Source organism: Streptococcus sp. 151470009-6, assembly GCF_053628175.1.
Window position 1 is genome coordinate 1 of sequence record NZ_JBSEZF010000006.1, and the last position, 22,859, is coordinate 22,859.

Annotated in this window: 19 protein-coding genes and 1 tRNA gene; 15 read left to right on the forward strand and 5 right to left on the reverse strand. The window is 43.2% G+C overall.

Going from position 1 to position 22,859, the window contains the following annotated elements; all coding sequences use genetic code 11:
• The first annotated feature begins 20 nt into the window (after positions 1–20).
• The 8 genes from ACUW6H_RS07950 to ACUW6H_RS07985 all read left to right on the forward strand — a co-directional run bounded on the left by ACUW6H_RS07950 (position 21) and on the right by ACUW6H_RS07985 (position 10,972).
• A tRNA-Pro gene (locus ACUW6H_RS07950) sits at positions 21–94 on the forward strand.
• Positions 95–270: 176 nt separating this feature from the next.
• Positions 271–4,662, forward strand: a complete 4,392-nt coding sequence (locus tag ACUW6H_RS07955; protein ID WP_454363896.1) for a PolC-type DNA polymerase III — start codon at positions 271–273, stop codon at positions 4,660–4,662.
• Positions 4,663–4,681: 19 nt separating this feature from the next.
• The gene (locus tag ACUW6H_RS07960; RefSeq protein WP_000778898.1) at positions 4,682–4,834 is read left to right on the forward strand and encodes a hypothetical protein; all 153 of its coding nucleotides are present in this window, start codon (positions 4,682–4,684) and stop codon (positions 4,832–4,834) included.
• A 21-nt stretch (positions 4,835–4,855) separates the two neighbouring features.
• A complete protein-coding gene (locus ACUW6H_RS07965; RefSeq protein ID WP_454363898.1) occupies positions 4,856–6,097 on the forward strand; it encodes an aminopeptidase in 1,242 nt (413 codons plus the stop codon).
• Positions 6,098–6,106: 9 nt separating this feature from the next.
• Positions 6,107–6,337 carry a GlsB/YeaQ/YmgE family stress response membrane protein gene (locus ACUW6H_RS07970; RefSeq protein ID WP_000901575.1) on the forward strand — a complete coding sequence of 77 codons (231 nt, stop codon included), beginning with the start codon at positions 6,107–6,109 and terminating at the stop codon, positions 6,335–6,337.
• 73 nt (positions 6,338–6,410) lie between these two features.
• Positions 6,411–7,133, forward strand: coding sequence for a pseudouridine synthase (locus tag ACUW6H_RS07975; protein WP_454363900.1), 723 nt, complete (start codon positions 6,411–6,413; stop codon positions 7,131–7,133).
• 110 nt (positions 7,134–7,243) lie between these two features.
• Positions 7,244–8,578 carry an aminopeptidase C gene (pepC, locus tag ACUW6H_RS07980; protein WP_454363902.1) on the forward strand — a complete coding sequence of 445 codons (1,335 nt, stop codon included), beginning with the start codon at positions 7,244–7,246 and terminating at the stop codon, positions 8,576–8,578.
• A gap of 165 nt (positions 8,579–8,743) precedes the next feature.
• Positions 8,744–10,972, forward strand: a complete 2,229-nt coding sequence (locus tag ACUW6H_RS07985) for an HAD-IC family P-type ATPase (RefSeq protein WP_454363904.1) — start codon at positions 8,744–8,746, stop codon at positions 10,970–10,972.
• 61 nt (positions 10,973–11,033) lie between these two features.
• Here ACUW6H_RS07985 and ACUW6H_RS07990 read toward each other — a convergent pair whose 3' ends face one another.
• The 4 genes from ACUW6H_RS07990 to ACUW6H_RS08005 all read right to left on the reverse strand — a co-directional run bounded on the left by ACUW6H_RS07990 (position 11,034) and on the right by ACUW6H_RS08005 (position 14,882).
• A complete protein-coding gene (locus ACUW6H_RS07990) occupies positions 11,034–11,945 on the reverse strand; it encodes a PTS system mannose/fructose/sorbose family transporter subunit IID (RefSeq protein WP_004250646.1) in 912 nt (303 codons plus the stop codon).
• A gap of 14 nt (positions 11,946–11,959) precedes the next feature.
• Positions 11,960–12,772 carry a PTS mannose/fructose/sorbose transporter subunit IIC gene (locus ACUW6H_RS07995; protein WP_004250648.1) on the reverse strand — a complete coding sequence of 271 codons (813 nt, stop codon included), beginning with the start codon at positions 12,770–12,772 and terminating at the stop codon, positions 11,960–11,962.
• Between the two features lie 29 nt (positions 12,773–12,801).
• Positions 12,802–13,791, reverse strand: coding sequence for a PTS sugar transporter subunit IIB (locus ACUW6H_RS08000; protein ID WP_454363906.1), 990 nt, complete (start codon positions 13,789–13,791; stop codon positions 12,802–12,804).
• Between the two features lie 278 nt (positions 13,792–14,069).
• Positions 14,070–14,882, reverse strand: coding sequence for a Cof-type HAD-IIB family hydrolase (locus tag ACUW6H_RS08005; RefSeq protein WP_096405960.1), 813 nt, complete (start codon positions 14,880–14,882; stop codon positions 14,070–14,072).
• Between the two features lie 186 nt (positions 14,883–15,068).
• Between ACUW6H_RS08005 and ACUW6H_RS08010 the strand changes: the two genes are divergently transcribed.
• From ACUW6H_RS08010 to ACUW6H_RS08040, 7 genes are all read left to right on the forward strand, one after another.
• Positions 15,069–16,487, forward strand: a complete 1,419-nt coding sequence (locus ACUW6H_RS08010) for an NCS2 family permease (RefSeq protein WP_454363909.1) — start codon at positions 15,069–15,071, stop codon at positions 16,485–16,487.
• Positions 16,488–16,540: 53 nt separating this feature from the next.
• Positions 16,541–17,248: a CPBP family intramembrane glutamic endopeptidase gene (locus tag ACUW6H_RS08015; protein WP_454363911.1), complete on the forward strand. Its 708-nt coding sequence runs from the start codon at positions 16,541–16,543 to the stop codon at positions 17,246–17,248.
• Positions 17,249–17,341: 93 nt separating this feature from the next.
• Entirely contained in the window at positions 17,342–18,319 is a 978-nt protein-coding gene (gene folP, locus ACUW6H_RS08020; RefSeq protein ID WP_454363913.1) for a dihydropteroate synthase, read from the forward strand.
• A 1-nt stretch (position 18,320) separates the two neighbouring features.
• Positions 18,321–19,643, forward strand: a complete 1,323-nt coding sequence (locus ACUW6H_RS08025; protein WP_454363915.1) for a bifunctional folylpolyglutamate synthase/dihydrofolate synthase — start codon at positions 18,321–18,323, stop codon at positions 19,641–19,643.
• A complete protein-coding gene (gene folE, locus ACUW6H_RS08030) occupies positions 19,624–20,178 on the forward strand; it encodes a GTP cyclohydrolase I FolE (RefSeq protein WP_454363917.1) in 555 nt (184 codons plus the stop codon). Before ACUW6H_RS08025 ends, folE begins: the two co-directional genes overlap by 20 nt.
• 42 nt (positions 20,179–20,220) lie before the next feature.
• The gene (gene folK, locus ACUW6H_RS08035; RefSeq protein WP_096405965.1) at positions 20,221–21,042 is read left to right on the forward strand and encodes a 2-amino-4-hydroxy-6-hydroxymethyldihydropteridine diphosphokinase; all 822 of its coding nucleotides are present in this window, start codon (positions 20,221–20,223) and stop codon (positions 21,040–21,042) included.
• Positions 21,035–22,318, forward strand: a complete 1,284-nt coding sequence (locus ACUW6H_RS08040; RefSeq protein WP_096405966.1) for a DUF308 domain-containing protein — start codon at positions 21,035–21,037, stop codon at positions 22,316–22,318. The genes folK and ACUW6H_RS08040 overlap by 8 nt, the downstream gene beginning before the upstream one ends.
• 50 nt (positions 22,319–22,368) lie before the next feature.
• Here the strand turns inward: ACUW6H_RS08040 and ACUW6H_RS08045 are convergent, their stop codons facing one another.
• Positions 22,369–22,686, reverse strand: a complete 318-nt coding sequence (locus ACUW6H_RS08045) for a DUF960 domain-containing protein (protein WP_000886038.1) — start codon at positions 22,684–22,686, stop codon at positions 22,369–22,371.
• Between the last annotated feature and the right edge of the window lie 173 nt (positions 22,687–22,859).

Genomic DNA, 22,859 nt, shown 5'->3' on the forward strand with positions numbered 1-22,859 from the left:
GTGCATTTTTCTATTTAACTCGGGAAGTAGCTCAGCTTGGTAGAGTACTTGGTTTGGGACCAAGGTGTCGCAGGTTCGAATCCTGTCTTCCCGATCAATCACGAGGATACTTTAGGGTATCTTTTTTTGTTTATCAAGGGGATTCTGAGAATCTTCTTTTTTGTTTGTGGGAATCATTTTATGAAAACTGGCAGTACTTAAGGAATGGTAGTGACTATATATTTTCTTTAATTATGGTAAAATAGTAAGAGAATAATGTGAGGGAAATGAATGTCAAGTAAGTTTGAAATTTTAATGAATCAATTAGGAATCTCTGAACAACTAAAACAGGATCCTGCTCTTATTGATGCAAGCATTGAGCGTGTCGTGATTCATAAAATTAGTAGGGTTTGGGAATTTCATTTTGTATTTTCTAAAATTTTGCCTATTGAAATCTTTCTGGGGTTAAAGAAGGGGTTGAGTGAAGAATTTTCTAAGACAGGAAATCAAGCTGTTTTTGAAATCAAGGCTCTGTCTCAAGAATTTTCTAATCAACTCTTACAGGCCTACTACAAGGAGGCTTTTTCTGAAGGTCCGTGTGCCAGCCAAGGATTTAAATCTCTTTATCAGAATTTGCAAGTTCGTGCGGAGGGAAATCAGCTCATTATTGAAGGTTCCGAGGCGATTGATAAGGAACACTTTAAGAAGAATCATCTTCCTAATCTAGCGAAACAACTTGAAAGATTTGGTTTCCCATCCTTTGTATGCCAAATAGAAAAGAACGATGCCCTTACACAAGAGCAGGAGGAAGCCTTTCATGTGGAGAATGAACAGATTGTTCAGGCTGCCAACGAAGAAGCTCTGCGGGCTATGGAGCAACTGGAACAAATGGCTCCTCCACCAGTAGAAGAGAAACCAGCCTTTGATTTTCAGGCTAAAAAGGCTTCGGCCAAGCCAAAGTTAGACAAGGCAGAAGTTACCCAGATGATTGATGTGACGACTGAGGAAAATCGTTTGGTCTTTGAGGGGGTAGTTTTTGATGTCGAGCATAAAGTGACCAGAACAGGCCGTGTCTTGATTAACTTTAAGATGACGGACTATAGTTCGAGCTTCTCAATGCAAAAATGGGTCAAGAATGAAGAAGAGGCTCAGAAATTTGACCTCATCAAAAAGAATTCTTGGCTCCGTGTTCGTGGAAATGTAGAGATGAATAACTTTACAAGAGATTTAACCATGAACGTGCAGGATGTGCAGGAAGTTGTTCACTATGAGCGGAAGGATTTGATGCCAGAAGGTGAGCGTCGGGTTGAGTTTCATGCTCATACAAATATGTCGACTATGGATGCTCTGCCTGAGGTCGAAGAAATCGTTGCGACAGCTGCAAAATGGGGTCATAAGGCGGTAGCAATTACGGACCATGGCAATGTCCAGTCCTTCCCACATGGCTATAAGGCAGCCAAGAAAGCGGGAATCCAGCTAATCTATGGAATGGAAGCTAATATTGTGGAGGATCGTGTTCCTATTGTCTACAATGAGGTTGAGATGAATCTATCTGAAGCAACCTACGTGGTCTTTGACGTGGAAACGACAGGTCTTTCAGCCATCTATAATGATTTGATTCAGGTTGCGGCATCTAAGATGTACAAGGGCAATATCATCGCTGAATTTGATGAATTTATCAATCCTGGCCATCCCTTGTCAGCTTTTACTACTGAGTTGACTGGGATTACAGATGACCATGTTAAAAATGCCAAACCACTGGAACAAGTTTTACTAGAATTCCAAGAATTCTGCAAGGATACGGTCCTAGTCGCCCACAATGCCACCTTTGACGTTGGCTTTATGAATGCTAATTATGAGCGTCATGGTTTGCCTAAGATTAGCCATCCAGTAATCGACACGCTAGAGTTTGCTAGAAACCTCTACCCTGAGTATAAACGTCATGGTTTGGGCCCTTTGACTAAGCGTTTTGGTGTGGCTCTGGAACACCACCACATGGCCAACTACGATGCGGAAGCTACTGGTCGCCTGCTTTTCATCTTTATCAAAGAGGTAGCAGACAAACATGGTGTGACGGATTTGGCTAGGTTAAATATTGATCTAATCAGTCCAGATTCTTATAAAAAAGCTCGAATCAAGCATGCGACGATTTATGTCAAGAATCAGGTGGGGCTGAAGAATATCTTTAAGCTGGTTTCTTTGTCCAATACCAAGTATTTTGAAGGAGTTCCACGGATTCCGAGAACAGTTCTAGATGCCCACCGGGAAGGTTTGATTTTAGGTTCAGCCTGTTCAGAAGGTGAAGTTTTTGATGCAGTTGTTTCCCAAGGTGTGGATGCAGCGGTTGAGGTGGCCAAGTATTATGACTTTATTGAGGTCATGCCACCTGCCATCTATGCTCCTTTGATTGCCAAGGAGCAAGTCAAGGATATGGAGGAACTTCAGACCATTATCAAGAGTTTGATAGAGGTTGGAGACCGTCTTGGCAAGCCTGTTCTAGCTACGGGAAATGTCCACTATATCGAACCGGAAGAAGAGATTTACCGTGAAATTATCGTCCGTAGTTTAGGTCAGGGGGCGATGATTAACCGAACCATCGGTCACGGTGAACATGCCCAATCAGCACCACTTCCAAAGGCTCATTTTCGAACGACTAATGAGATGTTGGATGAATTTGCCTTCTTGGGAGAGGAACTAGCTCGGAAATTGGTTATTGAAAATACCAATGCCTTAGCAGAAATTTTTGAACCTGTTGAGGTGGTTAAGGGTGACTTGTACACTCCTTTCATTGACAAGGCTGAAGAAACGGTCGCTGAGTTAACTTATAATAAGGCCTTTGAGATTTATGGAAATCCGCTGCCAGATATCGTTGATTTGCGGATTGAAAAAGAATTGACTTCTATTCTGGGGAATGGCTTTGCCGTGATTTATCTGGCTTCCCAGATGCTGGTGCAACGTTCCAATGAACGGGGCTACTTGGTTGGGTCTCGTGGATCTGTCGGATCTAGTTTCGTCGCGACCATGATTGGGATTACGGAGGTTAATCCTCTCTCTCCTCACTATGTCTGTGGTCAGTGTCAGTACAGTGAGTTTATCACCGATGGTTCTTACGGTTCAGGTTTTGATATGCCCAATAAGGACTGTCCAAACTGTGGTCACAAACTCAGCAAAAATGGACAGGATATTCCGTTCGAGACCTTCCTTGGTTTTGATGGGGACAAGGTTCCCGATATTGACTTGAACTTCTCGGGAGAAGACCAGCCTAGCGCCCACTTGGATGTGCGTGATATCTTTGGTGAAGAATATGCCTTCCGTGCAGGAACGGTTGGTACGGTGGCTGCCAAGACTGCCTATGGCTTTGTCAAGGGCTATGAGCGGGACTATGGGAAGTTTTATCGTGATGCGGAGGTGGAACGCCTCGCTCAAGGCGCTGCTGGTGTTAAGCGGACAACAGGACAACACCCGGGGGGGATCGTTGTTATTCCTAACTACATGGACGTCTACGATTTTACGCCTGTCCAGTATCCGGCAGATGACGTGACGGCTGAATGGCAGACCACGCACTTTAACTTCCACGATATCGATGAGAACGTCCTCAAACTTGATGTGCTAGGTCATGATGATCCAACTATGATTCGGAAATTGCAGGACTTGTCTGGGATGGACCCTAATGAAATTCCTATGGATGATGAAGGCGTGATGGCCCTCTTTTCTGGTACGGATGTGCTAGGTGTGACGCCGGAGCAAATCGGAACGCCGACGGGTATGCTGGGGATTCCAGAATTTGGAACCACCTTTGTACGTGGGATGGTAGATGAGACGCATCCAACGACTTTTGCGGAGTTGCTTCAGCTGTCTGGTCTGTCCCATGGTACCGATGTGTGGTTGGGAAATGCTCAGGATTTGATCAAGCAAGGAATTGCGGACCTATCAACTGTTATCGGTTGTCGGGACGACATTATGGTTTACCTCATGCATGCGGGTCTAGAGCCTAAGATGGCCTTTACCATCATGGAGCGCGTACGTAAGGGCTTGTGGTTGAAGATTTCCGAAGAGGAGCGAAATGGCTATATCGAAGCCATGAAGGCCAATAAGGTGCCAGAGTGGTATATCGAATCTTGTGGAAAAATCAAGTATATGTTCCCTAAAGCCCATGCGGCAGCCTACGTTATGATGGCTTTGCGTGTGGCCTACTTCAAGGTTCATCATCCCATTTATTATTACTGCGCTTACTTCTCTATCCGCGCCAAGGCTTTTGATATCAAGACCATGGGGGCAGGTTTAGATGCTATCAAGCGCAGAATGGCAGAAATCGCTGAAAAACGGAAGAACAACGAAGCCTCCAATGTAGAAATTGACCTCTATACAACTCTTGAAATCGTCAATGAGATGTGGGAACGTGGTTTCAAATTTGGCAAGCTAGATCTATACCGTAGTGATGCGACCGAATTCCTCATCGACGGAGATACACTGATTCCACCATTTGTCGCTATGGATGGTCTGGGAGAGAACGTTGCTAAGCAGTTGGTACGAGCGCGTGAAGAGGGCGAATTCCTTTCTAAGACAGAACTCCGCAAGCGTGGCGGACTGTCATCTACCTTGGTTGAAAAGATGGATGAAATGGGTATTCTCGGCAATATGCCAGAGGATAACCAGTTGAGTTTATTTGATGAGTTTTTCTAAAATATAGAAAGAGATTTTTATGAAACTTACCATTTCCGCTCAGGATAAGCCAGCGCAGAAGGTATTTGATTACCAGCTGGATCTTGACCCTGATACGATTTTGAAAATGACCGCTTTGATTTGCGGCACTGTGGCAGCGGTTAGCCTGTTGTCCCTGTTTAAAGAGAAATAACAATAGAAAAGGAAAAATAAAATGGTTTTACCAAATTTTAAAGAAAATCTAGAAAAATACGCGAAATTGTTGGTTGCGAACGGAATCAACGTGCAACCTGGCCATACTTTGGCCCTCTCTATCGATGTGGAGCAACGTGAGTTGGCTCACTTAATCGTCAAAGAAGCTTATGCCTTGGGTGCGCATGAGGTCATCGTTCAGTGGACAGATGATGTCATCAACCGTGAGAAATTCCTCCACGCGCCAATGGAGCGTTTGGACAATGTGCCAGAGTACAAGATTGCTGAGATGAACTATCTCTTGGAGAACAAGGCTAGCCGTCTTGGTGTCCGTTCTTCTGATCCAGGTGCCCTGAACGGAGTGGATGCGGATAAGCTTTCAACTTCTGCCAAAGCTATGGGGCTTGCCATGAAACCAATGCGTATCGCAACTCAGTCCAACAAGGTTAGCTGGACAGTGGCTGCCGCTGCTGGGCTTGAGTGGGCTAAGAAAGTCTTCCCAAATGCAGCAAGCGACGAAGAAGCAGTCGATCTCCTTTGGGACCAAATCTTCAAAACTTGCCGTGTCTACGAAGAAGATCCTGTTAAGGCTTGGGAAGAACACGCTGCTATCCTTAAGAGCAAGGCTCAAATGCTCAATAAAGAACAATTCTCAGCCCTTCACTACACAGCGCCAGGGACAGATTTGACACTTGGTTTGCCTAAGAACCACGTTTGGGAATCAGCAGGAGCTATTAATGCTCAAGGGGAAGGTTTTTTGCCAAATATGCCAACAGAAGAGGTCTTTACCGCGCCTGACTTCCGTCGTGCAGATGGGTATGTAACCTCTACAAAACCACTTAGCTATAACGGAAATATCATCGAAGGGATTAAAGTAACCTTTAAAGACGGACAAATCGTTGACATCACTGCTGAGAAGGGTGATCAGGTCATGAAAGACCTTGTCTTTGAAAATGCGGGCGCGCGTGCCTTGGGTGAATGTGCCCTGGTACCAGATCCAAGTCCAATTTCTCAGTCAGGCATTACCTTCTTTAATACCCTTTTCGATGAAAATGCGTCAAACCACTTGGCTATCGGTGCAGCATATGCAACTAGCGTTGTTGGTGGTGCAGAGATGAGTGAAGAAGAGCTTGAAGCTGCTGGACTTAACCGTTCAGATGTTCACGTGGACTTTATGATTGGCTCTAATCAAATGGATATCGATGGTATCCGTGAGGATGGAACACGCGTACCCCTCTTCCGTAATGGAGACTGGGCAATTTAAGGAGAAGCTATGCTTGGAAGTATGTTTGTTGGTCTCCTAGTGGGACTCTTGGCAGGTGCTTTAACCAATCGCGGAGAAAGCATGGGATGCTTTGGGAAAATGTTTCTCGGCTGGATTGGTGCCTTTCTGGGGCACCTGCTCTTTGGAACTTGGGGTCCAATTATAGCAGGAACGGCCATTATCCCAGCTATTTTAGGAGCTATGATTGTCTTAGCTATTTTCTGGAGACGAGGAAGTTAGTTTCTTGAAAAATTAGAAAAAAGGAGGTTGGTCACTTGGGCCAGCCTCCTTTTGAGTATGATATAATAGTTTTATGAGATTAGATAAATTTTTAGTTGCCTGCGCTGTGGGAAGTCGGACGGAGGTCAAAAACTTGCTCAAGGCTGGACGCGTGACGGTCAATGGCAAGAAAGAAAAATCAGCTAAACTGCAGATTGACGAAGAAAGAGACCAAATTCGTTTTGACAGTCAAGTGCTAGAGTACGAGGAGTTTGTTTACTACATGATGAACAAGCCCCAAGGAGTCATTTCGGCGACTGAAGATCCCAAGCATAGAACTGTTTTAGACTTGTTAGATGACTATGCTCGCGCCAAGGAAGTCTTTCCAGTGGGGCGCTTGGATATCGATACGCATGGACTCCTGCTCTTGACTAATGATGGTCAGCTGGCCCATGCGTTGCTTTCACCCAAACGTCATGTGGATAAGACCTATTTGGCTCAAGTCGAGGGGATTATGACCCAAGAAGATGTGGATACATTTGCCAAGGGCATTCCGCTCAGGGATTTCACCTGCCAGCCAGCTAAGCTGGAGATTGTGTCGGTAGATCCAGAAAAGAATCAAAGTCTGGTTCGTGTGACCATTGCGGAGGGGAAGTTTCATCAGGTCAAACGCATGGTAGCCTACTGCGGGAAGGAAGTCGTGGACTTGCAACGTTTGACTATGGGTACTCTAGTTTTGGATGAGAATTTGAAACGAGGAGAATGGCGTCGCTTGACCAAGGAGGAGTTAGAGAATCTCCTTGCTAGTATTGCTTAGTTTGGATTATGTTAGAAAAGGTGAGGAGAATGTCCTTGCCTTTTTAAGTTTTTCGGTTGCTTCCTTTGTGAAAAGAGTTATAATAGACAGTAGAATAAAAGGAGGAATCTATGAACGCGATTCAAGAATCATTTACTGATAAACTATTTGCCAACTATGAAGCAAATGTCAAATACCAAGCGATTGAAAATGCTGCCAGCCATAACGGAATTTTTGCAGCCCTAGAACGTCGCCAAAGCCATGTAGACAATACACCTGTTTTCTCATTGGATTTGACCAAGGACAAGGTTACTAACCAGAAAGCGTCTGGTCGTTGCTGGATGTTTGCAGCTCTCAATACCTTCCGCCACAAACTCATCTCTCAATACAAACTGGAAAACTTTGAGTTGTCACAAGCCCACACATTCTTCTGGGACAAGTATGAAAAATCTAACTGGTTCTTGGAGCAAGTCATTGCGACTGCAGACCAAGACTTGACGAGCCGCAAGGTTAGCTTCCTACTCCAAACCCCTCAACAAGATGGTGGTCAATGGGATATGGTTGTTGCCCTATTTGAGAAATACGGTGTCGTTCCTAAGTCAGTTTACCCTGAGTCAGTTTCTTCTAGCAGCAGTCGTGAGCTCAATGCCATCCTCAACAAATTGCTTCGCCAAGATGCTCAAATCTTGCGTGATTTGTTAGCTTCTGGTGCAGATCAAGCGACTGTTCAAGCCAAGAAAGAAGAGCTTTTGCAAGAAATCTTTAACTTCCTTGCCATGTCTTTGGGGCTTCCACCGCGTCAGTTTGACTTTGCTTATCGCGATAAGGACAATAATTACCAAAGCGAAAAGGGCATTACACCACAAGAATTTTACAAGAAATATGTCAATCTTCCTCTAGAAGATTATGTTTCTGTTATCAATGCTCCAACTGCTGACAAACCTTACGGCAAATCTTACACAGTTGAGATGTTAGGAAATGTGGTTGGTAGCCGTGCGGTTCGCTATATCAACGTTCCTATGGAGCGTTTGAAAGAATTGGCGATTGCCCAAATGCAAACAGGTGAGACTGTTTGGTTTGGTTCAGATGTCGGCCAACTCAGCAACCGCAAAGCTGGAATCCTTGCGACAGATGTTTATGACTTTGAATCAAGCATGGATATTCAACTCACTCAAGACAAGGCTGGACGTTTGGACTACAGCGAAAGTTTGATGACCCACGCCATGGTCTTGACGGGTGTTGATTTGGATGAAAATGGCAAGTCAACCAAGTGGAAAGTTGAAAACTCATGGGGAGACAAGGTCGGCACAGATGGTTACTTCGTCGCCTCAGATGCTTGGATGGATGAATACACTTACCAAATCGTTGTCCGTAAGGAATTGCTGACGGCAGAAGAACAAGCTGCCTATGAAGCAGAACCAATCGTACTTGCACCATGGGATCCAATGGGAGCCTTAGCAGAATAAAGTCTAAAGAAAAGAGGTTAGGGGAATCCTAGCTTCTTTTTTAAGTCCTTCTTGAAGTGGCGATAGATGATGCTTGCCAAGTGAGTTCTCCTTATTTTGAGTCTTTAAGTGACAGAGAAAAAGATATGTGTTACTATAGTAGTACAAAAGGATATCGGAGTAGAAATGAAGTATTTAAGCAGCCAAGACATCAAGGATCGTCAACGAAACATCAGTGACATTAAACCTTATAAAACAACCAAGGAAATCGTCGTTTCAAATATCTTTACCTTCTTTAATGCTATGAACTTGGCTCTGGCAGTTCTGGTAGCCACAACCTTGCGATTTGAGAATATGCTGTTTTTGGGCGTGATTGCTATCAATACAGCTATCGGGATTTTCCAAGAAGTGCGTTCAAAAAATGCTTTGGAAAAGCTAAGTTTGCTTGGTAAAAGTAAGTATAGGGTCAACCGAGATGGTCAAACGATTGAGATTGATCCAGAGGACATCGTACTGGGCGAGTATCTGCATCTCAATCTGGGAGATCAGGTACCTGTAGATGCAGAAGTGTTGGAAGGGAATATTGAAGTAGATGAGTCCTTGCTGACGGGTGAGAGTGATTCGGTCTTTAAAACAGTTGGTGACAAGCTGATGAGCGGAAGCAATGTTGTCAGCGGTACTTGTCTGGTCCTTGCTACAGCTGTGGGTCCCGATAGTTATATCAACAAACTTGCAAAATCCAGCAAGGAATTCAAAAAATACCCTTCTCAACTGCGCGATTATATGGATAAGATTTTAAAAATCGTCTCTATCCTGCTGGTGCCAGTTGCCATTCTGCTCTATGTAAGAGGTTTTAGTCTAGGACGGTCTTATGTTGAGATTGTCTTGGGAAGTTCAGGCGCCTTGGTCGGCATGATTCCAGAGGGATTGATTCTCCTGGTCAGTGTATCTCTGGCGGTAGCGGCCATGAAGCTGGCTAAAAAGAAGGTTCTGGTGCAGGAACTATACTGTGTGGAGACCTTGGCGCGTGTAGATGTTCTTTGTTTTGATAAGACAGGAACCATCACGACTGGTAATATGAAGGTCCAAGAAATGGATGTTAATTTAGCAGAGAAGCTATCTTCTTATCTAGCTTATTTTGAGGATGAAAATGCGACGTCGCGGGCTCTGAAGACTTACTTAACCTGTGAGAAAAAATGGGAAGTTCAAGAAGTTGGTGCCTTTTCAAGTAAAAACAAGTATTCCTTTGTCCAAGTTAAAGACGGTGGAACCTACTTTTTCGGTGCTTATGAGTTTCTCGGTTTTACCCAAGCGATGGATTCTTACTATGAACATCTAAAACAGCAAGGTTTTCGAATCTTATCGCTTGCTCATAGCAAGGACCAGATTACAAGTCCAGCCGATATGGAACTATTAGGCCACGTCGTTTTGTCAGATGAGATTAAGGACAATACCCAGGAAACCTTTGACTATTTCGAATCTCAAGGTGTTGAAGTGAAGATTATCAGTGGGGATAATCATGTGGCTGTATATGGGGTGGCTCGTAAGGCAGGATTTAAAGAATCAGCCCGTGCGATTGATATGACCAAGGTTAGTGATGAGGACTTTGAAAGAGTGGTCTTGGACCACGATATCTTTGGGCGCGTGACACCTGAGCAGAAAGAAAAGATGGTATCTATTTTGCAAAATGCTGGTAAAACAGTTGCCATGAGCGGTGATGGAGTCAACGATGTCCTAGCTCTCAAAAAAGCAGATATTAGTTTTGCTATGAATGGAGCCACCAGTGCAGCAAAAAGCGTCTCCAATATTGTTTTTCTCACAGATGACTTTGCAGTATTTTATGATATCTTGATGGAAGGTCGCCGTGTCATCAATAACATCCAAAAGGTCGCCTCTCTCTTTCTAACAAAGACCTTCTTCTCCATCGTGTTTGCGATTTTGAGTGTGATATTTGGATTGGAATTTGCCTTTATCCCCATTCAGTTTACAATCATTTCAGCCATTACGATTGGGATTCCATCTTTCTTCCTAACTTTTGAGTCCAATAAAGAAAAGGTCAGCACACATTTTATGCGAGATATTTTGACCAATGCTGCGATTGGTGGTGGCATTCTGGTTGCTAGTGTTCTTTTGACCAATTTCTTTATCACTGTCCCAGGTCAGGTCAAATTTATTTGCTTCCTCCTTGCCCTGATTAATGGTCTGTGTCTAGTTGCCAAGGTCAGCCTGCCTTTTAATCGATACAAGTTACTCTTGCTCACGTTTTTGAGCCTTGCAGCCCTAGTAGGTGTGCTTGTCAATACCTTTATCCTGCAAGGAGCTTTTATCCCTTTAGAAACCACTCAAGTCGTCTATGTAGCTGTCCTAGCAGTGGTGATTGGGGGCTTGCATTATCTGACTAGGAGAAAAAGTTGATACACAAAAAGAATCAGGTTTAGTCCTGATTCTTTTTTATCTACATCTTCAATTGCTTGGATTACATGATACCGAAGAAACGAGCTGCGATACCAACTGCAAAGAGGGCAAGGATGATTGTGATTGGAGATACTTTTTTCTTAAGCAACCACATGCAAAGGAAAGTAAGGAGAAGTCCCATCAATCCTGGAATCAATGAGTCCAACTGACCTTGAAGCGTTTGTGGTTGAACGCTATCTAGGCTCATACCACTAAGCGCTTGACCAAGAATACCCTTCAATTCTCCACCAGTAACAGCACCTTCTGGGAAGTTGATGTAGGCACCTTCTGACAATTGTTTGCCTGGAAGGTTGATAGTGAAGTTGATGGATACCCAACGTTGTACAAGAACGGCAAGGATGAACATACCAAGGATAGATGCTCCCTTAGTGATGTCTTTCAAGATACCACCAGACATGTCTTTAGTGATTTCAGATCCAGCCTTGTAACCAAACTCTTGTGTATACCATAGGAAAGACATACGGATTGCATTCCATCCAAAGAAGAAGAGAAGTGGTCCAACGATGTTACCAGTTGCAGCAAGTGATGCACCAAGGGCACCAAGGATAGGACGTACTGTAAACCAGAAGACTGGGTCACCGATACCAGCAAGAGGTCCCATCATACCGATCTTAACACCTTGGATAGCAGCGTCATCGATTTCAGTACCGTTAGCGCGTTCTTCTTCAAGTGCAAGAGTAACCCCCATGATTGGAGCAGCTACGTATGGGTGAGTGTTGAAGAACTCAAGGTGGCGCTCAAGAGCAGCAGCTTGGTCTTCTTTTTTAGTGTAAAGTTTCTTGATAGCTGGGATCAAAGAGTAAGCCCAACCCAAGTTTTGCATACGTTCGTAGTTCCAAGAACCTTGAAGGAATTGTGAACGCCACCAAACTTTTTGGCGATCTGATTTTGATAATTGAATTTTTTCAGCCATGATTGTTCCCCTTTCTAGTAGTCTTCTAAGATATCACCAATTGGGTCGTTAGAAGTTGCAGCTCCTCCGCCACCGTTTCCACCTTGTTTAGAAAGGTTGAGGTAGATGAAGGCAAGGGCAACACCGATTACACCAAGGGCAATCAAAGTTAATTGAGAAATTGCTGCAAGAGCAAAACCGATAGCAAAGAATGGCCATACTTCACGAGTAGCCATCATGTTGATAACCAAAGCGTAACCAACGGCAACGACCATAGCACCACCGACAGCCATACCACCGTTCAACCAGTCTGGCATCAATTTAAGAGCATCTTGAACAGCAGAAGCAGGGATAGCGATAAGGAAGGCAGCAGGGATTGCAATACGTAGACCTTGAAGAACAAGAGCAAAGTAGTGAGCGCGTTCAACAGCTGCAATATTTCCTTCTTTAGCAGCAGCGTCTGCAGTGTGAACCAAACCAACTGAGATTGTACGAACGATCATAGTCAAGAAAAGTCCAGCTACGGCAAGAGGGATTGCAGTTGCAGTTGCGACTGCGATACCTTCAGTAGTAAAGTTACCACCCTTAATCATGATGATTGCAGCTGCAACAGAGGCAAGAGCAGCGTCAGGAGCTACGGCAGCTCCGATGTTAGCCCAACCAAGGGCAATCATTTGAAGTGATCCACCAAGCATAACCCCTGCTTCGAGGTTACCAGTTACAAGACCGATGAGGGTACATGCAACGATTGGTTGATGGAATTGGAATTGGTCGAGGATACCTTCAAGACCTGCGAAGAAGGCAACAACTACAACCAAGATAGCAGAAATGATTGAAATATCTGACATGGTTTTATTCCTTTTCTATTTAATGTAAATTATTGAACGTTAGCTTTGCTAATCAAGTCAAACAAATCTTTTTTCGTGTCGTTTGGTACTTTACGTACGTCAAATTCAACACCAAGGTCACGCATTTTTTCAAATGTAGCAACGTCGTCTTTGTCCATTGACAATACGTTGTTGACCATTGTTTTACCAGTTGAGTGAGCCATTGATCCAACGTTAAGAGTCTTGATTGGTACACCGCCTTCGATAGCACGAAGTGCATCTTGTGGAGTTTCAAACAAGATAAGGGCATGAGTTTCGCCGAAACGTGGGTCTTTTGCAACGTCGATCAATTTTTGGATTGGTACGACGTTGGCTTTTACTCCGTTTGGAGCTGCTTGTTTAATCAATTCTTTACGCAAGTCGTCGTTAGCAACATTGTCTGAAGCAACGATGATACGGTTTGCTTTTGAATCTGGAGTCCAAGCAGTCGCAACCTGACCGTGAAGTAGACGAGTGTCTAGACGAGCAAGGTTGATTTTCAGTTTACCGTCACCGATAACAGTTCCTTCTGGAATCGCAGCTTGTGCGGTAGGAGCAGCTGCAGCAGTTGCAACTTCCTCAACTGGGTTAAGCTCTTCTGGAAGAGCTTTGATGCCATCTTTGGCTTCTTTAATGATATTCGCAGCGACTTTTTCCACACCTGCATTCGCGTCCATAAGGCGCTCTGTGTAGGCTTGGATCAACATCGGCAAGTTTAGTCCAGTGATGATGGCAAATTTACGTTCTGGATTTTCTCCCATTACGCGACTAGCTTGGTTGAATGGAGATCCACTCCAAAGGTCAGCCAATACTAGAACCTCATCTTCTGCGTCAAATGCAGCAACAGCGTTATTGAGCTTAGCGTATAAATCATCTGGACCTTCATTTGGCATAAAGGTTACAACTTGAACCTTCTCTTGTTCACCAAAAATCATGGATCCGGACTGATGAATACCCGCAGCAAATTCGCCGTGGCTCGCAATAATGATTCCGATACTCATTATTGTCATTCCTCCTTTAAAATGTTTGACTGTGTGTTTAAGAAAACTTTAAGCCTAATTAAGTATAAACCGTTTTCATATAAAAATCAACTACTTTTTCTAAAAACAGGAAAGTTTTTAATAAAAACACCCCTACAAAATGTTAATATAATAAGCTTTTTAAAAAATGTATGAAAATAAAGCTAGAAAATTTAATATAAAAATACTGAAAATAAGCCTTAGTTATGAAAACTGAATGAAAACAAAAGGAAAGGTTGCAGAACAGCAACCTTTCCTTTTTATAGGAATAAATCTTGTAAGGCGTGGGCAACACCATCCTCTTCATTGGTTAGTGGGAGTTGTTCATCTGCATAGGGAAGCAAGTCCGGATTGGCATTTTTCATGGCATATCCCTTGCCTGCGAAAGCCAGCATTTCTCTATCGTTTTGCTCATCACCAAAGGCAATTAAGTCTTTTTTGTCACGATTCATCACATTGAGCAAATATTCGAGGGCAAAGGCCTTGTTTACCCCTTTGGGAGTACACTCGAGGATGTTGAGGGGGCCTCCCCAAGTATTGATGGATAGTTGGTGTTGATAAAAACGATTCATCTCGTCTGCTAGAGCGTATTTGTCCTCAGCTCTTGTTTGCAAGAGGATGCAGTTTGGGTCCTTGGTCACCAGTTCAGGCTTGAATTGATTTTCGGGTTGGAAATTTTCCACACCAAATAATTTTGGATCTGCGATTTCTTCATTAGGAGCTGTGATGTAGAATTTCTTACGGTATTCTCCAGCAATAAAGTCAGCTTGGATATCCTCTTTGCGTTGGACCATGTCCAAGAGGTATTTTTTGTCCAAGGTCAAGCACTTTTCATGCGCCCAAGTCTGTCCGGGTAGATGAGTGAGGGAACCATTAAAGTTAATCATGGGAGTATGCAACTCTAATTCACGGTAGAAGTTTTTCGCCATGCGGTAAGGACGGCCTGTCGTGATGACAACATGGTGCCCCTTTTCAGTAATTTTTTTGATTGTCTTTTTGGTAAAATCGGAGAGCTTGCTTTCACCATTGAGCAAGGTTCCGTCCAAATCGACTGCAATAATTTTTTTAGTCATATAAACCTTCCTAGTAGATTCCAGATAAGATGTTTACTATTATATCAAAAAGAAAGAAGAAAAACAGACTCAAAACAAAAAATGAAAATTCCATTTTGTTAAATAATTCAAACAAACATATTGAAAAGGTGAATGATAAATGATATAATACTGATATTGTTCGTAAAAAACAAAAGGAGATTAAAGATGGACAAACTATTTAAACTAAAAGAGCACGGGACAGATGTCCGTACAGAGGTGCTTGCTGGTTTAACAACATTCTTTGCAATGAGTTATATTCTCTTTGTAAACCCTCAAATGCTTTCCCAAACGGGTATGCCTGTTCAAGGTGTGTTCTTGGCAACGATTATCGGTTCTGTAGTTGGTACTTTGATGATGGCTTTCTATGCTAATTTGCCGTACGCACAAGCACCAGGTATGGGACTAAATGCCTTCTTCACCTTTACAGTTGTATTTGGAATGGGCTATACTTGGAAAGAAGCTCTTGGTATGGTCTTCATCTGTGGAATTATTTCACTGATTATTACCTTGACAAATGTTCGTAAAATGATCATCGAATCTATTCCTACAACACTTCGTTCAGCTATTTCGGCTGGTATTGGTGTTTTCCTTGCCTATGTTGGGATTAAGAATGCCGGTCTCTTGAAATTCTCAATCGATCCAGGTACTTATACGGTAGCAGGCGAAGGAGCAGACAAGGCTCAAGCTGCACTTACAGCAAATTCAGCAGCCGTTCCAGGCTTGGTAGACTTCAATACTCCAGCAGTATTGGTGGCTCTTGCAGGTCTGGCTATTACCATCTTCTTTGTTGTTAAAGGCATCAAAGGTGGAATCATTCTTTCTATTTTAACAACGACTGTCCTTGCTATTGCTGTTGGTGTTGTGAATTTGTCAGGGATTGACTTTGCTAGCAACAATCTTTCATCAGCGATTAATGATTTAGGAACTTTGTTTGGTGCAGGTCTTGGTTCAGAAGGTTTAGGATCTTTGATTTCAAACACTTCGCGTTTACCAGAAACCTTGATGGCTATTCTTGCCTTCTCACTAACGGATATTTTTGATACAATCGGTACTCTTATCGGTACTGGTGAAAAAGTTGGTATCGTTGCGACAAGTGGAGAAAATCATGAGTCCGCTAAATTGGACAAGGCTCTATACTCTGATTTGGTAGCAACTTCGGTAGGTGCCATTGCAGGTACTTCAAACGTAACAACTTATATTGAGTCAGCAGCAGGTATTGGTGCTGGTGGACGTACAGGTTTGACAGCCCTAGTGGTTGCGATCTGTTTCGCCCTATCTAGCTTCTTTAGCCCACTTCTTGCTATTGTTCCTTCAGCAGCAACAGCACCAATTTTGATTATCGTCGGAATTATGATGCTGTCTAATCTTAAAAATATTCCTTGGGATGATATGGCTGAGGCTGTTCCTGCCTTCTTCACATCTATCTTTATGGGATTCAGCTACTCAATCACTCAAGGAATCGCAGTTGGTTTCTTGACATACACCTTGACAAAACTTGTCAAAGGTCAAGCCAAGGATGTGCACGTGATGATTTGGATTTTGGATGCCTTGTTTATCCTTAACTATATCAGTATGGCACTGTAAATGGTATAATAGAAAAAGGGGAATTTCCCCTTTTTATTATAAGGAGGTACAAGATGAAAGAAAAGACAATCTGGCAAGAGGTTTTGAACAGAGGAATGTGGGTCCTCATTCTTTTAGTGGCTTTAATTCTAGCGCAAGTTCCTTTAGGGCTATCTTTTTGGTTAGCTTCTAATCAATTTCCCCTTTTACAATCAGGGCTCTTAGTCGGTGCTCTATCCATTGTTATTTTGACTGTCTTTATTTTAGGTGCTCGAAAAACACAACTTGCTACTTTTAATCTGTCCTTTTTTAAGGCCAAAGACTTGGCTCGCTTGGTGTTGAGTTACCTAGTGATTTTTGCTAACAATTTGTTTGGTGCAGCTTTGCTTCGCATGACGAATGAGACGACAACGAGCAATCAATCAACTATTAACAGTCTGGTTGAAAATAGTTCCTTGATTGCCACTTTTTTCATGCTAGTCTTGATTGCGCCGATTTGTGAGGAAATTTTGTGTCGTGGGATTATTCCTAAAAAAATCTTCCGAGGCAAGGAGAACTTGGGATTTGTGGTTGGTACGATTGTGTTTGCTTTATTGCATCAACCAAGTAATTTACCTTCTTTATTGATTTATGGAGGTATGTCAACAGTTCTGTCTTGGACAGCTTACAAGACCCAACGTTTGGAAATGTCTATCTTACTTCACATGATTGTGAATGGGGTTGCTTTCTGTTTGTTGGCTCTCGTGGTGATTTTGAGTCGGACATTAGGGATCTCTGTTTAAGATTTTTGACAATTGCTTACTTGTTTCTACTGGGAAAAAGATGAATGCAATCGTGTCCATCTTTTTCTTTTTATGGTAAAATAGAGAAATAATATGGTGAAAAGCCTTGAGGGAGTGACCGATATGTCAAGTAAAGCCAATCATGCAAAGACAGCTATTTGCGGAATTATCAATGTAACCCCAGACTCCTTTTCGGACGGTGGTCAATTTTTTGCTCTTGAGCAAGCACTCCAGCAGGCTCGTAAATTGATAGCAGAAGGAGCCAGCATGCTAGATATCGGCGGAGAATCGACTCGGCCGGGAAGAAGCAGCTATGTTGAGATAGAAGAGGAAATCCAGCGTGTTGTTCCAGTGATTAAAGCGATTCGCAAGGAAAGTGATGTCCTTATCTCCATTGATACTTGGAAAAGTCAAGTGGCAGAGGCTGCTTTGGCTGCTGGTGCCAATCTAGTCAATGATATCACTGGTCTCATGGGTGATGAAAAAATGGCCCATGTGGTAGCTGAAGCGAGAGCGAAAGTTGTCATCATGTTTAATCCAGTCATGGCGCGACCTCAGCACCCTAGCTCGCTTATATTTCCTCATTTTGGTTTTGGACAAGCTTTTACTGAGGAAGAGTTAGCTGACTTTGAAAAATTGCCAATCGAAGAGTTGATGGAGACTTTCTTTGAACGAGCACTAGCGAGAGCAGAGGAAGCTGGAATTGCACAAGAAAATATCCTGTTGGATCCAGGAATCGGCTTTGGTCTGACCAAGAAAGAAAATCTGCTTCTTTTACGGGACTTGGATAAACTACATCAGAAGGGGTATCCAATCTTTCTTGGAGTGTCGCGCAAGCGATTTGTCATCAATATCCTTGAAGAAAATGGTTTTGAAGTCAACCCTGAGACAGAACTTGGTTTCCGCAATCGAGATACGGCTTCGGCTCATGTAACTAGTATTGCTGCAAGACAGGGTGTAGAAGTGGTGCGCGTGCATGACGTAGCTAGTCACAGGATAGCAGTTGAAATTGCCTCCGCTATTCGTCTGGCTGATGAAGCGGAAAATCTAGATTTAAAACAATATAAATAAGATGAAAGAAATCGAAAACAATCAGTGGATTGCTAACTACCGGACGGACCAACCGCATTTTGGCTTGGAACGAATGGTGGAACTGTTAGCTTTGCGTGGTAATCCCCATCTCAAACTCAAGATCATCCATATCGGAGGGACCAATGGCAAGGGTTCGACCATTACTTTTTTGAAAAATATGCTAGAAAAGATGGGGCTGAGAGTTGGTGTTTTCAGCTCGCCCTATCTCATTCATTACACAGACCAGATTAGCATCAATGGGGAATCTATCCCAGAGGCTAGACTAGAAGCCCTCATGGCAGACTATCAGTCTTTGCTTGAGGGGGAGAAGGGCCTTGCTTTACAAGGAACGACCGAATTTGAGATTATCACAGCCATAGCCTATGACTACTTTGCTTCAGAGCAAGTAGATATGGCCATCATGGAAGTCGGCATGGGTGGACTTTTAGATAGTACCAATGTCTGTCAGCCTATTTTGACAGGAATTACGACTATTGGATTGGACCATGTAGCCCTACTTGGTGACACCTTGGAAGCTATAGCAGAGCAGAAAGCTGGTATTATCAAACAAGGTATTCCCTTGGTGACAGGTCGTATTGCTCCAGAAGCTTTGGCTGTGATTGACCGCATTGCGGAAGGGAAAGATGCACCGAGACTTGCCTACGGGACAGATTATCAAGTTAGTCATCAAGAGAGTGTGGTAACGGGTGAAGTCTTTGACTATACTAGTTCTCTCAGACAAGGTCGCTTCCAGACTGGCTTGCTTGGCTTGCACCAGATAGAGAATGCTGGGATGGCCATAGCTTTACTTGATGCTTTTTGTAAAGAAGATGGTCGAGAACTAGCAAGCAATCACTTGCTTGCTCAAGCTTTGAAAGAGACCAGATGGCCAGGGCGTTTGGAGGTCGTGTCTAAAAAGCCCTTGCTGCTTTTGGATGGGGCACATAATCCCCATGCTATCAAGGCTTTATTAGCAACCTTGCAAGAACGCTTTGCGGATTATCATAAGGAAATCCTCTTTACCTGCATCAAAACCAAGGCCTTGGATGATATGCTGGACTTGCTAGGGGAAATGCCAGATACCGAGCTTACCCTTACACATTTTGATGATAGTCGGGCGACGGATGAAAGCGTGCTGAAAGAGACAGCCAAGTCTAGAAATCTCAATTACCAAAGTTGGCAGGATTATCTAGAGCAGAAATTGACAGATAAAAATGAAGAGAAACAAACAGTTAGGATTGTCACAGGTTCCTTGTATTTCTTGAGCCAAGTGAGAGCCTATCTGATGGAGAGGAAGAACGAGAATGAATACACAAAAGATTGAAACGGCTGTAAAAATGATTATCGAGGCTGTTGGTGAGGACGCTAACCGCGAGGGCTTGCAGGAAACACCTGCTCGTGTAGCCCGTATGTACCAAGAGATTTTTTCAGGTCTGGGCCAAACTGCTGAGGAACACCTGTCAAAATCCTTTGAGATTATTGATGATAATATGGTGGTAGAAAAGGATATCTTTTTCCACACTATGTGTGAGCACCACTTCTTGCCTTTTTATGGGAGAGCGCACATTGCCTATATTCCAGATGGTCGGGTGGCAGGCTTGTCTAAGCTAGCCCGTACGGTTGAAGTTTATTCTAAAAAACCACAAATTCAAGAACGTTTGAATATTGAGGTGGCCGATGCCTTGATGGACTATCTGGGTGCTAAAGGAGCCTTTGTTGTCATTGAGGCCGAGCATATGTGTATGAGCATGCGTGGTGTCAGAAAGCCAGGCACGGCAACCTTGACGACAGTAGCTCGTGGTCTATTTGAAACAGATAAGGACCTCCGAGACCAGGCTTATCGTTTAATGGGACTATAAAAAGAATCCGCTTCATGCGGATTTTTCTAGAAAGGGCTAGTTATGGATCAACTGCAGATTAAAGATTTGGAAATTTTTGCCTATCATGGTCTTTTTTCAAGTGAGAAAGAATTGGGGCAGAAGTTTGTTATTTCCGCAAGCTTATCCTATGATATGACTAAGGCGGCGACAGACTTGGATTTAACAGCATCTGTCCATTACGGAGAACTGTGTCAGCAGTGGACGACTTGGTTTCAGGAAACCACTGAGGACTTGATTGAAACGGTAGCCTACAAACTAGTAGAGCGTACCTTTGAGACCTATCCTCTGGTCCAAGAAATTGAACTGGAACTCAAAAAACCTTGGGCACCAGTGCACTTGCCGCTGGATACTTGCTCAGTGACCATTCATCGCTGTAAGCAACGTGCCTTTATCGCTCTAGGAAGCAATATGGGCGATAAGCAGGCGAACTTGGAACAAGCTATCGATAAACTGCGAGCTCGCGGCATCCATATTCTCAAAGAGTCCAGTGTCTTAACGACGGAACCTTGGGGTGGTGTGGAGCAAGATACTTTTGCCAATCAGGTGATTGAAGTAGAAACCTGGCTACCAGCACCAGTCTTGTTAGAGAACTTGTTAAGCATTGAGGCAGAGATGGGACGGGTTCGAGAAGTGCATTGGGGACCACGTTTGATTGATTTGGACTTGCTCTTCGTGGAGGACCAAGTCATTTATACAGACGACCTCATCTTGCCTCACCCTTATGTAGCAGAACGCCTCTTTGTCCTTGAGTCTCTGCAAGAAATAGCTCCCCATTTTATCCATCCGAACTTAAAACAATCAATTCGTTGCTTGGTTGACCAGTTGGAGCAAGGAGATGCCTAAACTTTCCGATAGCTATAGCAAGTGGAAGAGTATAGGGGAGGGGCTACTTGCTATTGTTTTAGGCTTTCTCTTGATTTATTTCGGACAGGTGATTCCAAGGATAGGTTATCAGTTGCTGATGACTTACTTTTCCTTGTCAGCAGTTTGGCACTTGTTGACTCGTTGGTTACAGGATAAACAGCGTAGGGAAAACATCTTTGTAACCTTGGCCAAGCTGGTGGTTGCTGCTCTCTTATTTGATTCTATCATTTTACAAGACCTGACCCTCTACCTCCTGGTGTTTATCATTGCGAGTTACCAGCTGTTTACGGGCGTCATTAGTCTTGTGACTTGGTTTCTCTATCGAAAAAATGCCATTCATCCTCGGCTTCATCATTTCTTCGATGCTGTATGGATGATAGGATTCGGGCTTTATAGCATCTCTCCTTTTCACGATGCAGCGAATTTTGAATTGCTCTTGCTTGGGTTTTACTTGCTCATGCTAGGAGCCAGTAGCCTCTGGGACGGTTTCTTTTTTGAAAGGATAGAAAACAATCCCAAGCTAAAACGGCGAATGCGAATGACCTTGCCGATTTTTGTGACGGCTCTGATCCCTATCAGCACCTTGCGTAAACTGAATGAGTGGCTGTCAAATCATGAAAGCCAGGAAGGTGAAGTTCATTCAGAAAGAAAAAACGACCAGACGGTTGATCTAGAAATTTTTATTCATACCTCAGAAACATCTTTCTTCCTTGCTATGGGGCATGTGGATATTTGCTATCAAGGGATGGTTATTTCCTATGGCTCGTATGATCCTCACTCGGAGCGTTTATTCGGCATGGTTGGAGATGGTGTCTTGTTTAAAGCCAATCGGGAAAAATACATCGAGCTCTGTAAGAGAGAAAGTCAGAAGACCTTGTTTGCTTATGGTCTGAGTTTGACAGAACAACAGAAAGCTGCTATCCAAGCTCGTTTAGAAGAAATAGAAGATTTGTTAATTCCTTGGGAGCCGAGCTCTCAGTTGATGAAAAGAAGAGAAGGTGAGGTCAAGCATGCCTACTCCTACCAACTGAAGCAAGAAGCGGATGCGGTCCTCTATAAATTTAGCTCATCTGAGTTTAAGACCTACTTTGTTCTCAGTACCAATTGTGTCTTGCTGGCAGACTCAATCGTGGGAAAAGCTGGGACGGATATATTAAGTCCCCAAGGTTTCATTGTACCGGGGACTTACCAGGATTACCTTGATTTAGAGTACACAAAACCCAATGGTCTAGTTGTTAGTCGCTCCATTTATTAGAAAAAGAAAACTCTAGTTCCTCAGCAGTTTACGCCAAGAAGCTAGAGTTTTTAAAATAGGTCATTTTCTTCTGGAAGGAGGATGGTTTCTTTACCGTCCGTGTCTAAAACAAGGACCCTAGGAGGGTAAAGGGGATCGAAAGGATGATTGAAATCAAAATCGATGCTAGTCGGAAGGTTTTGACTAGAGAAATGGAAGGTAATGGTCCCCTCGTTGTTGAGAATCTGAAATTCGAGTTCTTCTTCTAATTCAAAGACATTTTTCAAAAAATGATCGATAATGAACCATAAAGAGTCAATAACATCGTCGGGTAGACTGGTCACAACACCAAAACTGGCGGAACGTCTCTGTGTATTTGTAAAAGCCATGTTTCCTTCCTCCTTTTATTTTTCTTATCATACAGTAAAAAAGCTGAAAAATCAAGGAATCCTGCTTGTTTTTTCAAAATGAGAATAGACTGTGAAATTTTTTCAAAGTTTCTCTAAAAAATACTTGAAAGTGTTTACAATAAGTGATAAAATGGAGTAAGCAGATGCGTGAA

Excerpts from the sequence above, each read along its gene's own strand:
- ACUW6H_RS07965 (WP_454363898.1), top strand. The coding sequence starts at position 4,856 with ATGGTTTTACCAAATTTTAAAGAAAATCTAGAAAAATACGCGAAATTG.
- ACUW6H_RS08045 (WP_000886038.1), bottom strand. The coding sequence starts at position 22,686 with ATGGCTTTTACAAATACACAGAGACGTTCCGCCAGTTTTGGTGTTGTG.
- ACUW6H_RS08010 (WP_454363909.1), top strand. The coding sequence starts at position 15,069 with ATGGACAAACTATTTAAACTAAAAGAGCACGGGACAGATGTCCGTACA.
- ACUW6H_RS08040 (WP_096405966.1), top strand. The coding sequence starts at position 21,035 with ATGCCTAAACTTTCCGATAGCTATAGCAAGTGGAAGAGTATAGGGGAG.
- ACUW6H_RS07975 (WP_454363900.1), top strand. The coding sequence starts at position 6,411 with ATGAGATTAGATAAATTTTTAGTTGCCTGCGCTGTGGGAAGTCGGACG.
- ACUW6H_RS07970 (WP_000901575.1), top strand. The coding sequence starts at position 6,107 with ATGCTTGGAAGTATGTTTGTTGGTCTCCTAGTGGGACTCTTGGCAGGT.
- ACUW6H_RS07985 (WP_454363904.1), top strand. The coding sequence starts at position 8,744 with ATGAAGTATTTAAGCAGCCAAGACATCAAGGATCGTCAACGAAACATC.
- ACUW6H_RS07990 (WP_004250646.1), bottom strand. The coding sequence starts at position 11,945 with ATGGCTGAAAAAATTCAATTATCAAAATCAGATCGCCAAAAAGTTTGG.
- ACUW6H_RS07995 (WP_004250648.1), bottom strand. The coding sequence starts at position 12,772 with ATGTCAGATATTTCAATCATTTCTGCTATCTTGGTTGTAGTTGTTGCC.
- ACUW6H_RS08005 (WP_096405960.1), bottom strand. The coding sequence starts at position 14,882 with ATGACTAAAAAAATTATTGCAGTCGATTTGGACGGAACCTTGCTCAAT.
- ACUW6H_RS08000 (WP_454363906.1), bottom strand. The coding sequence starts at position 13,791 with ATGAGTATCGGAATCATTATTGCGAGCCACGGCGAATTTGCTGCGGGT.
- ACUW6H_RS08025 (WP_454363915.1), top strand. The coding sequence starts at position 18,321 with ATGAAAGAAATCGAAAACAATCAGTGGATTGCTAACTACCGGACGGAC.
- ACUW6H_RS07960 (WP_000778898.1), top strand. The coding sequence starts at position 4,682 with ATGAAACTTACCATTTCCGCTCAGGATAAGCCAGCGCAGAAGGTATTT.
- pepC (WP_454363902.1), top strand. The coding sequence starts at position 7,244 with ATGAACGCGATTCAAGAATCATTTACTGATAAACTATTTGCCAACTAT.
- folE (WP_454363917.1), top strand. The coding sequence starts at position 19,624 with ATGAATACACAAAAGATTGAAACGGCTGTAAAAATGATTATCGAGGCT.
- ACUW6H_RS07955 (WP_454363896.1), top strand. The coding sequence starts at position 271 with ATGTCAAGTAAGTTTGAAATTTTAATGAATCAATTAGGAATCTCTGAA.
- folK (WP_096405965.1), top strand. The coding sequence starts at position 20,221 with ATGGATCAACTGCAGATTAAAGATTTGGAAATTTTTGCCTATCATGGT.
- ACUW6H_RS08015 (WP_454363911.1), top strand. The coding sequence starts at position 16,541 with ATGAAAGAAAAGACAATCTGGCAAGAGGTTTTGAACAGAGGAATGTGG.
- folP (WP_454363913.1), top strand. The coding sequence starts at position 17,342 with ATGGTGAAAAGCCTTGAGGGAGTGACCGATATGTCAAGTAAAGCCAAT.